The organism is Streptomyces sp. NBC_00510 (assembly GCA_036013505.1).
Lineage (GTDB): Bacteria > Actinomycetota > Actinomycetes > Streptomycetales > Streptomycetaceae > Actinacidiphila.
The window spans coordinates 6,425,147-6,437,430 of sequence record CP107851.1 but is presented as its reverse complement, the minus strand read 5'-3'; the positions used below and the strand labels follow the sequence as shown (position 1 = coordinate 6,437,430).

Here is a 12,284-nt window from a genome sequence, read left to right as displayed (position 1 = left end):
CCGGCCCCGCCGCGCCGGCGCTCGGCCCGCTGGGCCTGTTCACCGTGCTGCTGGGCGCGGCACTGCCGCTCATCGACTTCTTCATCGTCAACGTCGCCCTGCCCGCCATCGAGACCGACCTCGACGCGGGGGCCGCCGTGCTGGAGCTGGTCGTGGCCGGCTACGGCGTGGCGTACGCCGTGCTGCTGGTGCTCGGCGGCCGGCTCGGCGACTCCTTCGGCCGCCGCCGGCTCTTCCTCGCCGGCATGGCGGCCTTCGGCCTGACCTCGCTCGCCTGCGGCCTGGCGCCCGACGCCTGGGTGCTGGTGGGCGCCCGGGTCGCGCAGGGCGGGGCGGCCGCGCTGATGCTGCCCCAGGTACTGGCCACCATCCACTCCGCGACCGCCGGCCACCGCAGGGCCAAGGCGCTGAGCCTGTACGGCGCGACCGCGGGCCTGTCCATGGTCGCGGGCCAGATCCTCGGCGGCGTCCTGGTCGCCGCGGACATCGCGGGCACCGGCTGGCGCGCGGTCTTCCTGGTCAACGTGCCGGTCGCGGCGGCCGGGCTGCTGCTCGCGGTGCGCTCGGTGCCGGAGACCCGCTCCGACCGCCCCGCGCCGGTCGACCGGCCGGGCACCCTGCTGCTGGCGGTGTCGCTGGTGACCCTGCTGGTTCCGCTGACCGAGGGCCGGGCGGCCGGCTGGCCGGCGTGGACGTGGGTGTCGCTGGCCGTCTTCCCGTTCGCGGCCCTGGCGTTCTTCCTGGTCGAGCGGCGGGCCGACCGGGCCGGGCGGATCCCGCTCGTGCCGCCGAGCCTGTTCGCGCTCACCGGGATGCGGCGGGCGCTGCCGCTGCTGGTGCCGTTCTCCATCGGCTTCGGCGGCTTCATGTTCGTGATCGCGGTCGCCCTGCAGCAGGGCCTGCGGTACGGACCGGTGGAGGCGGGCACCACGCTCGTGCCGATGGCCGTGGCGTTCTTCCTGGCCTCGCTGGCCGGGCCACGCCTGGTGGGCCGGTACGGCGGGCGCGTGGTCACCGCGGGAGGTGTCCTGCAGGGCGTCGGCGTCACGGTGCTGGCGCTGACCGTGGCCCGCAGCTGGGAACCCGGGATGACGGCGTGGGCCCTGCTGCCGGGTGTGGCGATCGCCGGCCTCGGCCAGGGGCTGCAACTGCCGGTGCTGTTCCGGCTGGTGCTCGCGGACGTACCGGCCGAGCGGGCCGGCGTGGGCAGCGGGGTCATGGTCACCACCCAGCAGTCGGCGCTGGCCCTGGGCGTGGCCACCCTCGGCACGCTCTTCCTCGCCCTGGTCCCCTCGCACGGGACGCGGGAGGCACTGGTCACGGTGCTGGTCGTGCAGCTCGCGGCGGTGGTCGTGACGGCGCTCGCCAGCCTGCGGCTGCCGCGCCAGGTGGCCTGAGGGGCCGCGGGGAGGGACCGGCCCGTACCGGAGTGACAGCCATTCACTGACAGATATTGAAATCTGTCAGTGCATGTGTCACTGTTGTCGGCATCCCCGCACGACCTCCTCATCCCGACCAAGGAGTCCCCTTGCAGAACCGCACCCTCGGTTCCACCGGCCCCACCGTCTCCGCGCTCGGCCTCGGCGCCATGGGCATGTCCGCGCTCTACGGCGACGCCGACCGCGGCGAGTCGATCGCCACGATCCACGCCGCCCTCGACGCGGGCGTCACGTTGATCGACACCGGCGACTTCTACGGCATGGGCCACAACGAGATGCTCATCGGCGAAGCCCTGCGCGCGGCCTCCCCGGCCGACCGCGAGAAGGCGCTGATCAGCGTCAAGTTCGGCGCCCTGCGCGGCCCCGACGGCACGTGGCTGGGCTACGACGGCCGCCCCCAGGCCGTCAGGAACTTCGCCTCGTACTCGCTGCAGCGCCTGGGCACCGACCACATCGACGTCTACCGCATCGCCCGGGTCGACCCCGCCGTCCCGATCGAGGAGACCGTCGGCGCCATCGCGGAGCTCGTCCAGGCCGGTTACGTGCGCCACATCGGCCTGTCCGAGGTCGGCGCCGCCACCCTGCGCCGGGCCGCGGCCGTGGCCCCGATCAGTGACCTGCAGATCGAGTACTCGCTGATCTCCCGCGGCATCGAGGACGAGATCCTGCCGACCGCCCGCGAACTGGGCATCGGCGTCACGGCGTACGGCGTGCTGTCCCGCGGTCTGATCAGCGGCCACTTCACCCGTGACCGGCAGCTGGCCGGCAACGACTTCCGCGCGATGAGCCCCCGCTTCCGGGGCGAGAACCTGGAGCACAACCTCGGTCTGGTGGAGGCGCTGCGCAAGATCGCGGAGCAGAAGGGCGTCACCGTCGCCCAGACCGCCATCGCCTGGGTGCTGTCCCGGGGCGAGGACATCGTCCCGCTGGTCGGCGCCCGCACCCGCGAGCGGCTGACCGAGGCACTGGGCGCGCTGGACGTGACCCTCGACGCGGCCGACCTGGCGGCGATCGAGACCGCGGTCCCGGCCGACGCGGCCGCGGGCGAGCGTTACCCGGAGTCCCAGATGGCGCACCTGGACAGTGAGCAGCGGCACTGACCGGCACCCGCCCGGCCCTGGGAGAATGACGACCATGCCACCCGAGACGCTGACCGCCGAACGCATCCTGGAGACCACGGAGGAGGTGCTGCGCCGTTACGGCCCGGCCAAGGCGACCGTGGTCGACGTGGCGCGCGCCCTCGGGGTCAGCCACGGCAGCGTCTACCGGCACTTCCGCACCAAGGCCGCGCTGCGGGAGGCGGTCACCCAGCGATGGCTGGACCAGGCCCACGCGGAGCTGACCGCGATAGCGCAGGACGACGGCCGCCCGGGGCCGCAGCGGCTGCGCGCCTGGCTGGAGGCGCTGTTCGCGGCCAAGCGGCGCAAGGCCGGCGGCGATCCCGAGCTGTTCGCCACGTACATGGCGCTCACCGTCGAGCACAGCGCGGTGGTCGCCCAGCACGTCGCCTTCATGGTCGGGCTCCTCGCGCGGATCGTCCGGGACGGCGTGACCGCCGGCGAGTTCGCCGCCGGTGACCCCGATGCCGCCGCGCAGGCGGTGTGGGACGCGACCGTCCGCTTCCACGACCCGGCGTACGCCGCCGAGTGGTTCGCCCCGGGCATCGACGCCGCGTTCTCCGCGGTCAACGACCTGATCCTGCGCGGCCTGGAGGCCTGAGCGCCCCGCCCCGCGGACGCACGAAGGCGCCCGGCCACCCCCGAGGGGGGTGGCCGGGCGCCTTTCGCGTACGTCCGGGTGCGGTGCGGATCTAGCAGCCGAGCAGCCGGCCGCCGAGGTAGGCCTCGACCTGGTCCAGCGAGACGCGCTCCTGCTTCATGGTGTCGCGCTCGCGCACGGTGACCGCGTTGTCCTCGAGGGTGTCGAAGTCGACGGTCACGCAGAACGGGGTGCCGATCTCGTCCTGACGGCGGTAGCGGCGGCCGATGGCGCCGGCGTCGTCGAACTCGATGTTCCAGTGGCGGCGCAGGTCGGCCGCGAGGCCCTTGGCCTTCGGCGAGAGCTGCGGGTTGCGCGACAGCGGCAGGACGGCGACCTTGACCGGCGCCAGGCGCGGGTCGAGGCGCATGACGGTGCGCTTCTCCATCACGCCCTTGGCGTTCGGGGCCTCGTCCTCGTTGTACGCGTCGAGCATGAAGGCGAGCATGGCGCGGTTGAGACCCGCCGCGGGCTCGATGACGTACGGGAAGTAGCGCTCACCGGCCTCCTGGTCGAAGTACGACAGGTCCTGGCCGCTGGCCTGGCTGTGGGCCTTGAGGTCGTAGTCCGTGCGGTTGGCGATGCCCTCGAGCTCGGAGTACTCGGTGCCGCCGAAGTTGAAGCGGTACTCGATGTCGACGGTGCGCTTCGAGTAGTGGGACAGCTTCTCCTTGGCGTGCTCGTACCAGCGCATGTTCTCCTCGCGCATGCCGAGGCCCCGGTACCAGTCCCAGCGCTGCTGCATCCAGTACTCGTGCCAGGTCTCGTCCTCGCCCGGCTTGACGAAGAACTCCATCTCCATCTGCTCGAACTCGCGGGTCCGGAAGATGAAGTTGCCGGGCGTGATCTCGTTGCGGAAGGACTTGCCGGTCTGGGCGATGCCGAACGGCGGCTTGCGGCGCGAGGTCGTCTGCACCTGGGAGAAGTTGGTGAAGATGCCCTGTGCCGTCTCCGGGCGCAGGTAGGCCACGGCGCCCGAGTCCTGGGTCGGGCCCAGGTGGGTGGACAGCAGCCCGGAGAACTGCTTGGGCTCGGTGAAGGTGCCCTTGTTGCCGCAGTTGGGGCAGTTGAGGTCGGTCAGGCCGTTGGCCGGCAGGTGGCCGTGCTTGGCCTCGTACGCCTCCTCCAGGTGGTCGGCGCGGTAGCGCTTGTGACAGGAGGTGCACTCGGTGAGCGGGTCGGTGAACGTGGCGACGTGACCGGAGGCCTCCCAGACCTCGCGGGCCAGGATCACCGAGGAGTCGAGGCCGACCACGTCCTCCCGGGAGGTGACCATCGCGCGCCACCACTGGCGCTTGATGTTCTCCTTCAGTTCGACGCCCAGCGGCCCGTAGTCCCAGGCGGCCTTCTGGCCGCCGTAGATCTCGCTGCAGGGGAAAACGAAGCCACGGCGCTTGCTCAGGCTGACGATGGTGTCGATCTTGTCGGCGGCCACGGTGCTCTCTTCAGACGACGAAGCGGTCGGTGGGGTCCGCCGGGTCGCGTGCGGTCCGGCGAATACCTCAGATTACCGGCGGGTGCGGGGCCTGTATCAAATCGGTTCCGCAGTCCGGGGCCGCCGGGGCCGGCCACTAAGCCAATTGACAATCGTTTCCAGTTTTGTTGAAAATGGGTGTCATGAACATAGGTCGCGCTCTGGTCCCCCTCGCCGCCGTCGCCGGGCTGGTCGCCCTCTCCGCCTGTTCCACCGCGGGCGGGGGCGGGGCGGACGGCAGGGTCAAGGTCACGGCCTCCTTCTACCCGATGCAGTTCCTGGCCGAGCAGATCGGCGGCGGGCACGTCGACGTGACCGGACTGACCAAGCCGGGGACCGAACCGCACGACCTGGAGCTCACCCCCCGGCAGACCGGCGAGCTGGGCGAGTCGGACGTCATCGTCTATCTCAAGGGCCTGCAGCCCGCCGTCGACGACGCGATAGCGCAGTCCGGCGTGGCGAACACCGTCGACGCCGCCGCGCTGACCCCGCTGGAGGACCACGGCACCGAGGTCGACGGCCACGACCACAGCACCGGGGACAACCACACCGGGCACGAGGACCAGGAGGACGCGGGCGCCGACCCGCACATCTGGCTCGACCCGGTCCGCTACGCCCAGGTCGCCGAAGGCGTCGGCAAGGCCCTCGCCAAGGCCGACCCGGACCACGAGGCGACCTACGAGAAGAACACCGCCGCGCTGGTGAAGAAGCTCGACGCGCTGAACACCGACTTCCAGGACGGGCTGGAGAACCGCACCTCGGACACCTTCATCACCACCCACGCGGCCTTCGGCTACCTCGCCGAGCGCTACGGGCTGGTCGAGGAGGCGATCAGCGGCATCGACCCGGAGTCCGAGCCCAGCGCCGCCCGGATGAAGACGCTGCACACCCTCGCCGAGGACAAGGGCGTCAGCACCGTATTCTTCGAGACGCTCGCCAGCGACCGGACCGCCAAGACCCTCGCGGGCGACCTCGGCCTGAAGACCGCGGTGCTCGACCCCATCGAGGGCATCACCGACAAGTCCGCGGGCCGCGACTACTTCGAGGTCCAGCACAGCAACCTTCAGGCCCTGCGCACGGCGCTCGGCGCGAAGTGAGGCAACGATGACGGAGCCCGGTACGGAGGCTGGAATGGACACGGTCATATCGATGCGGGGGGCGACCGCCTCGCTCGGCTCACGGCCGGTGCTGCGCGGCGTCGACCTGACCGTGCGGCGCGGGGAGGTCGTCGCGCTGCTCGGCGCCAACGGCTCGGGCAAGTCCACCGCGATCCGCGCCGTGGTCGGCCAGGTGCCGCTCACCGCGGGCGGCCTGGAGCTCTTCGGCACCCCGCTGAACCGGTTCCGCGACTGGGCCCGGATCGGCTACGTGCCGCAGCGCACCACGGCGGCCTCCGGCGTCCCCGCCACCGTGCGCGAGGTCGTCTCCGCAGGGCGGCTGGCCCGTACGAGGCTGGGGCTGCCCCGCAAGGCGGACCGCCGGGCCGTGGAGCGCGCCCTGGAGCTGGTCGGGATGGCCGACCGGGCCGGCGATCCGGTCGAGGCGCTCTCCGGCGGCCAGCACCAGCGGGTGCTCATCGCCCGCGCGCTGTCCGTCGAGCCCGAACTGCTGATCATGGACGAGCCGATGGCGGGCGTCGACATCGCCAGCCAGGAGGTGCTCGCCGGGACACTGCGCGAACAGGTCTCGCTGGGCACCACCGTGCTCCTGGTCCTGCACGAACTCGGGCCGCTGGAGCCGCTGATCGACCGCGCGGTGGTGCTGCGCGACGGCTGCGTCGTCCACGACGGGCCCCCGCCGAAGGCCCAGGGGCAGCACGCGCTGCCCGGCCACGACCATGTCCACCCGCACGCCGGCCACGTGGCCGAGCCGATCCGGACGGGGCTGTTCTGATGGAGCTGTTCTCCTACGCCTTCATGCAGCGGGCGCTGATCGCCGCCGTCCTCGTGGGCATCACCGCCCCCGCGATCGGCATCTACCTCGTCCAGCGCCGCCAGGCCCTCATGGGCGACGGCATCGGCCACGTCGCCCTCACCGGCGTCGGCCTCGGCTTCCTGCTCAGCACCAACCCGGTGTGGATGGCGACGGCCGTGTCGGTCGCGGGCGCCGTCGTCATGGAACTCATCCGCTGGTACGGCAGGACGCGCGGCGACATCGCGCTCGCCATGCTCTTCTACGGCGGCATGGCGGCCGGCGTGCTGTTCACCTCGCTCGCGCCGAACGGCTCCAACGCCAACCTGCTCACCTACCTGTTCGGCTCCATCACCACCGTCTCCCCGCAGGACATCACCGCGATCTGCCTGCTGGCCGGCTTCGTGGTGCTGGTCACCGTGGGCCTGCGGCGGCAGCTGTTCGCGGTCTCCCAGGACGAGGAGTTCGCCCGGGTGACCGGCCTGCCGGTGCGGCTGCTGAACCTGCTGGTCGCCGTCACCGCGGCGGTCACGGTCACGGTCGCCATGCGGGTCGTCGGACTGCTGCTGGTCAGCGCGCTGATGGTGATCCCGGTCGCCGCCTCCCAGCAGATCGCCCGCAGCTTCGCCACGGCCTTCGCGCTGTCGGTCGTGATCGGCGTGACGGTCGCCTTCTCCGGCACGGTGACCTCGTACTACGCCGACGTGCCCTCAGGGGCGACCATCGTGCTGCTGGCCATCGGTGTCTTCGTCACGCTGACGCTGCTGGCCGCGCCGCTGGCGAAAAAGCGTGCACGCCGTGCCGCGGAGGACGGAACACGGTGCACCCTGGAGGTACCCGCGGCGCGTCCCACCGAGGACGACGTCCGGGTATGAGCTCCAGGCCTGGCAGAATGACCGACCGAACCGACCGAGTAGGAGGCCACCGGTGACGACCGCCAAGCCCCCCGTCCGCGGACGATCGACCCGGCAGCGTGCCGCCGTCGCCGCGGCCCTCGCCGAGGTCGACGAGTTCCGCAGCGCCCAGGAACTGCACGACCTCCTCAAGCACCGGGGTGACTCGGTCGGCCTCACCACGGTCTACCGCACGCTGCAGTCCCTCGCCGACGCCGGCGAGATCGACGTCCTGCGCACCGGGGAGGGCGAGTCCGTCTACCGGCGCTGCAGCAGCGGTCACCACCACCACCTGGTCTGCCGCATCTGCGGCAAGGCGGTCGAGGTCGAGGGTCCCGCGGTCGAGAAGTGGGCCGACACCATCGCCGAGGAGCACGGCTTCGTCGACGTCGCCCACACCGTGGAGATCTTCGGGACCTGCGCCGACTGCGCCGGCTGCGGCGGCCCCGCCGCGAACTGAACGCGGGTCCGAGGGCGTACGGCCGTGTCCCGCGGTCGCCCGTCGACGACCGCGGGGTGACCACTGACTACTCGGTGTCCGCGTCGCTCTCCGTCGCCGGCGGCTGCTCGTTGGGCAGCGCGCCGCCGAAACGGCGGTCGCGGGAGGCGTACTCCAGGCACGCGCGCCACAGGTCGCGGCGGTCGAAGTCCGGCCAGAGGACGTCCTGGAAGACCATCTCGGCGTAGGCGGACTGCCAGATCAGGAAGTTGGAGGTGCGCTGCTCGCCGGAGGGGCGGACGAACAGGTCCACGTCCGGCATGTCCGGGTGGTACATGTACTTGGCGAGGGTCTTCTCGTTGACCTTGGAGGGATCGAGGCGACCCGCCTTTATGTCCTCGGCCAGGCGCGCCGCCGCGTCGGCGATCTCGGCACGGCCGCCGTAGTTGACGCACATGTACAGCGTCATCGCGTCGTTGTCGCGGGTCATCTCCTCCGCGACCTGGAGCTCCTTGACGACCGACTTCCACAGCCGGGGCATGCGCCCGGCCCAGCGGATGCGGATGCCCATCTCGTGCATCTCGTCGCGGCGGCGGTGGATGACGTCCCGGTTGAAGTTCATCAGGAAGCGGACCTCGTCGGGCGAGCGCTTCCAGTTCTCGGTCGAGAAGGCGTACAGGGAGAGGTTCTTGACCCCCAGCTCCAGGCAGCCCTTGAGGACGTCCAGCACGACGGTCTCGCCGACCTTGTGCCCCTCGGTGCGGGGCAGGCCGCGCTCCTTGGCCCAGCGGCCGTTGCCGTCCATCACGATGGCCACGTGCTGGGGGACCAGCTCACCTGGGATCTTGGGGGGCTGCGCGCCGGACGGGTGCGGGTCGGGAGCCCGGTACTCGCGCCGGGGACGGCTCAGAATCCCGCGTACTGCCATGACCTTGCTCTCCACTTCCTGTGCCTCACGAGTTGGTGCTGCCGGGCCCGCCGGGTACCGCTGCTACTTCTCGATGAAACGCAGACTGCGCAAGCCGCGCTCCAGATGCCACTGCAGATACGCGGCGACCAGTCCGCTGCCCTCCCGGCAGTGGCGCGGTTCGCACGCGTCGGCGGTCTCCCAGTCCCCTCCGAGCAACGCGCCGAGGAGTTCCAGTGACTCCAGTGAGGGTACGACGCTTCCGGCCGGGCGGCACTCGCCGCATACGACTCCTCCCGCGCCGACCGAAAAGAACCGATTCGGGCCGGGCATCCCGCACTTCGCGCAGTCCCCGAAGCTGGGCGCGTAGCCGTTGACCGCCAGCGAGCGCAGCAGGAAGGCGTCGAGCACCAGACGCGGGTCGTGCTCACCGTCGGCGAGCGTGCGCAAGCCGCCGACCAGCAGCAGGTACTGCTGCACCGCCGGTTCGCCCTCGTGGTCGGTGAAGCGCTCGGCGGTCTCCAGCATGGCCGTGCCCGCGGTGTAGCGGGCGTAGTCGGTGACGATGCGGCTGCCGTAGGGGGCGATCGTCTCGCCCTGGGTGCACAGCGGCAGGCCGCGGCCGATCAGCTCGCCCCCGCGCGCGAAGAGCTGCACGTCCACGTGGGAGAACGGTTCCAGCCGCGCCCCGAACTTGGACTTCGTCCGCCGCACGCCGCGGGCCACCGCCCGCACCCGGCCGTGCCGGCGGGTGAGCAGGGTGATGATCCGGTCCGCCTCGCCCAGCTTCTGGGTGCGCAGCACGATGCCGTCGTCGCGGAACAGACTCATGCGCCCATTCTTCCGTACGCGGCGACCGGACCGGCCCGGGTCGTACGCTACGGCCCATGTCGATCACAGCGACCGTCGCCGTGCTGCTCATAGCGGCCCTCCACCTCTACATCCTGGTCCTGGAGATGTTCCTGTGGACCACCCCCCGCGCCAGGGGGGCCTTCGGGACCACCGCGGAGTTCGCGCAGGCGAGCAAGGCACTCGCGGCCAACCAGGGGCTCTACAACGGTTTCCTCGCCGCCGGGCTGGTGTGGGGCGCCGTGGCCGCCGACCCGGTGGGCTTCCAGGCCAAGGTGTTCTTCCTCATCTGCGTGGCGGTCGCCGGGCTGTACGGCGCCGCGACCGCGAGCCGCCGCATCCTCCTCGTGCAGACCGTGCCGGCCCTCGTCGCCCTGGCCCTGGTGCTGGTGGCCCGCTGATGGACTCCATCACCCACCACATCACCGCGACCGGCCCCGACGGCACCGCCCTGGAGGTGCTGTACGGCTACGCGGACCGCGGGCGGCGGATTCTCGAGTGCCGGCACTGCGCGTGGCGCGAGCAGATCACCTGGGGCGGCGCCAGGGACAAGGCGCTGGCCCACCTCTCGCAGGCCCACGGAGCCGGCGGGGCGCCGGCGATGGCCGCGGACACGCGGACGCTGGGCGCGACGGTGTGGACCGTGCTCGCCTGCTTCGCCGTCGCCGCCGCGATCCTGGTCTGGGCGGTCAGCCGCTGAGCCCCGCCGTCCCGCCGGGCGCGACCAGCCCCGACTCGTAGGCCGCGATCACCAGCTGGGCGCGGTCGCGGGCGCCGAGCTTGCCCATGATCCGGCTGACGTGCGTCTTGGCGGTGAGCGGGCTGAGGCCCAGCGCCTCGGCGACCTCCGTGTTGTTCAGGCCCCGCGCGACGAGGGTGAGCACCTGCCGCTCCCGTGCGGACAGCGCGGCGAGGCGTTCCGGGGCCGGCCCGCCCGGCGGCGGGCCCTCCGGGAGGCGCAGCACCCGGGCGATGAGCCGCGCGGTCGGCCCCGGCGAGAGCAGCGCCTCGCCCGCGGCGACCGTGCGGATGGCGTCCAGGAGGTCGGCGGGGCGGGTGTCCTTGACGAGGAAGCCGCTGGCCCCGGCGCGCAGCGCGGGGACGACGTGGTCGTCGCTGTCGTACGTGGTGAGCACCAGCACCCGGACCCCGGCCAGGTCGTCGTCGGCGGCGATCAGCCGGGTGGCCTCGATGCCGTCGAGGTCCGGCATGCGGATGTCCATGATCACCACGTCGGCGCGGCAGGCGCGGGCCGCCGCCACGGCTTCCCGCCCGGTGGCCGCGTGCCCGACGACCTGCATGTCGGGGGCGGACTCGACGAGCATCGCGAAGGCCTCACGGACCAGGGTCTGGTCGTCGGCGAGCAGGACGCGGATCACGCCGGGCCCCCCGCGAACGGCAGAACGGCGGCCACCTGGAAACCGCCCTCGGGCCGGGGCCCGGCGGTCAGCGTGCCGCCGACGCTGCGGGCGCGCTCGCGCATGCCGATGAGGCCGTAGCCGGCGGCGGGTACGGTCTCCGCCGGGCCGGCGTCCGCGGGGGGCCTCGGGGGTGCCGCGGCGCGCCAGGGCCGCCATCGGGCGTCGGGGCGGTCCGGTTCGTGCTCGGCCTCCGTCCCCGGGCAGGGGCCGTCGTCGGTGACGGCGATCCGCAGGGCGGTGCCGCGGTCCGCGTCGGTGCCGAGTTCCACCCCGACCCGGACCGAGGTGCCCCCGGCGTGCCGTACGGCGTTGGTGAGGGCCTCCTGCACGATGCGGTAGGCGGCGGCCCCGATGGCCGGGGGCACCCCGTTCGCACCGGCCGCGACGGCCAGCTCCACCCGGGCGCCGGCGGCCTCGGCGGAGCGGGCCAGGTCGGCCACGGCCGCCAGGCCCGGCAGCGGGCCGCGCTCGTCGTCGCCGCGCAGCACCTGGAGGGTGGCGCGCAGTTCGGCGCGGGCGTCGCGGCAGGTGCCGGCGATGCTGTCGAGGGCGCCGGCGACGGCCGTGCGGTCCAGCCGCTCGGGGTCGGCGAGCAGGACGTGTGCGGCGACCGAGGTCTGCACGCCGATGAGGGTGATGCTGTGGGCGAGCAGGTCGTGCAGGTCGCGGGCGATCCGCAGCCGCTCCTCGGCGACGCGCCGGGCCGCCTCCTCCTCCCGGGTGCGTTCGGCGCGTTCGGCGCGCCCGACGATGGCGGCCACGTACTTGCGGTGGATGCGGACCGCCTCGCCGGTCAGTGCCACCGCCACCACCCAGCCGCCGCTGCGCAGCATGTCGGTCGCCGCGTGCCGGTCGGGTGTCGCCGACATCACCCCGACCATGATCGCGACGACCGCCGCCACGGTGAGGTACGTCCGCGGCGGCGGCCCGGCGACCGCGAGCGAGTAGATCGCCACCATGCTGGCCGGAACCACGGCCAGGTGGAGGTTGTCCATGGCGTGGTACGGGGCGACGGCCGCGACCATGACGAGCATCACGGTCATCGGCCACCGCCGCCGGGCGGCCAGCACCAGCGCGGTGACCACCAGCAGCGCCCAGCCCGCAGCGTCCGGGCGGTGCCCCTGTCCGGACGGCAGGAGGGCGCCCATAGCGCACTGGAGCGCGAGCACGCCCACGGCGAGGGCGGCGTCCTT

Annotated in this window: 14 protein-coding genes; 9 read left to right on the top strand and 5 right to left on the bottom strand. The window is 72.6% G+C overall.

All coding sequences use genetic code 11. The features are described 5' to 3' along the window. Window positions 1-29 precede the first annotated feature (29 nt). The 3 genes from OG937_29010 (at window position 30) to OG937_29000 (ending at window position 3,158) form a co-directional block, all read left to right on the top strand. Window positions 30-1,397, top strand: coding sequence for an MFS transporter (locus OG937_29010; protein WUD78922.1), 1,368 nt, complete (start codon window positions 30-32; stop codon window positions 1,395-1,397). A 131-nt stretch (window positions 1,398-1,528) separates the two neighbouring features. Beyond that, window positions 1,529-2,539, top strand: coding sequence for an aldo/keto reductase (locus OG937_29005; protein ID WUD75441.1), 1,011 nt, complete (start codon window positions 1,529-1,531; stop codon window positions 2,537-2,539). 34 nt (window positions 2,540-2,573) lie between these two features. Continuing rightward, window positions 2,574-3,158: a TetR family transcriptional regulator gene (locus OG937_29000; GenBank protein WUD75440.1), complete on the top strand. Its 585-nt coding sequence runs from the start codon at window positions 2,574-2,576 to the stop codon at window positions 3,156-3,158. Between the two features lie 91 nt (window positions 3,159-3,249). Here OG937_29000 and OG937_28995 read toward each other — a convergent pair whose 3' ends face one another. Further along, a complete protein-coding gene (locus OG937_28995; protein ID WUD75439.1) occupies window positions 3,250-4,632 on the bottom strand; it encodes a glycine--tRNA ligase in 1,383 nt (460 codons plus the stop codon). A gap of 182 nt (window positions 4,633-4,814) precedes the next feature. Here OG937_28995 and OG937_28990 point away from each other — a divergent pair, with 182 nt between their 5' ends. The 4 genes from OG937_28990 to OG937_28975 are packed head-to-tail and all read left to right on the top strand — an operon-like array spanning window position 4,815 to window position 7,935. After that, the gene (locus OG937_28990) at window positions 4,815-5,768 is read left to right on the top strand and encodes a zinc ABC transporter substrate-binding protein (protein ID WUD75438.1); all 954 of its coding nucleotides are present in this window, start codon (window positions 4,815-4,817) and stop codon (window positions 5,766-5,768) included. A gap of 34 nt (window positions 5,769-5,802) precedes the next feature. After that, window positions 5,803-6,564: a metal ABC transporter ATP-binding protein gene (locus OG937_28985; protein ID WUD75437.1), complete on the top strand. Its 762-nt coding sequence runs from the start codon at window positions 5,803-5,805 to the stop codon at window positions 6,562-6,564. After that, window positions 6,564-7,457: a metal ABC transporter permease gene (locus OG937_28980; GenBank protein ID WUD75436.1), complete on the top strand. Its 894-nt coding sequence runs from the start codon at window positions 6,564-6,566 to the stop codon at window positions 7,455-7,457. Before OG937_28985 ends, OG937_28980 begins: the two co-directional genes overlap by 1 nt. A 52-nt stretch (window positions 7,458-7,509) precedes the next feature. Further along, window positions 7,510-7,935 carry a transcriptional repressor gene (locus OG937_28975; protein WUD75435.1) on the top strand — a complete coding sequence of 142 codons (426 nt, stop codon included), beginning with the start codon at window positions 7,510-7,512 and terminating at the stop codon, window positions 7,933-7,935. Between the two features lie 67 nt (window positions 7,936-8,002). Here the strand turns inward: OG937_28975 and OG937_28970 are convergent, their stop codons facing one another. Further along, window positions 8,003-8,842, bottom strand: coding sequence for an isoprenyl transferase (locus tag OG937_28970; protein WUD75434.1), 840 nt, complete (start codon window positions 8,840-8,842; stop codon window positions 8,003-8,005). A 63-nt stretch (window positions 8,843-8,905) separates the two neighbouring features. After that, window positions 8,906-9,652: a DNA repair protein RecO gene (gene recO / locus OG937_28965; GenBank protein WUD75433.1), complete on the bottom strand. Its 747-nt coding sequence runs from the start codon at window positions 9,650-9,652 to the stop codon at window positions 8,906-8,908. A 56-nt stretch (window positions 9,653-9,708) separates the two neighbouring features. On the opposite strand from recO, the gene OG937_28960 reads away from it, so the two are divergent. Then, complete coding sequence (locus OG937_28960; GenBank protein ID WUD75432.1) at window positions 9,709-10,071, top strand: DUF1304 domain-containing protein; 363 nt, start codon at window positions 9,709-9,711, stop codon at window positions 10,069-10,071. Then, complete coding sequence (locus OG937_28955; GenBank protein ID WUD75431.1) at window positions 10,071-10,370, top strand: hypothetical protein; 300 nt, start codon at window positions 10,071-10,073, stop codon at window positions 10,368-10,370. Before OG937_28960 ends, OG937_28955 begins: the two co-directional genes overlap by 1 nt. On the opposite strand, the gene OG937_28950 is transcribed toward OG937_28955, so the two are convergent. Beyond that, on the bottom strand, window positions 10,360-11,049 hold the full coding sequence (locus OG937_28950) for a response regulator transcription factor (GenBank protein WUD75430.1): 690 nt from the start codon (window positions 11,047-11,049) through the stop codon (window positions 10,360-10,362). The two genes, OG937_28955 and OG937_28950, sit on opposite strands and share 11 nt — an antisense overlap. Further along, on the bottom strand, window positions 11,046-12,266 hold the full coding sequence (locus OG937_28945) for a histidine kinase (protein WUD78921.1): 1,221 nt from the start codon (window positions 12,264-12,266) through the stop codon (window positions 11,046-11,048). Before OG937_28945 ends, OG937_28950 begins: the two co-directional genes overlap by 4 nt. Between the last annotated feature and the right edge of the window lie 18 nt (window positions 12,267-12,284).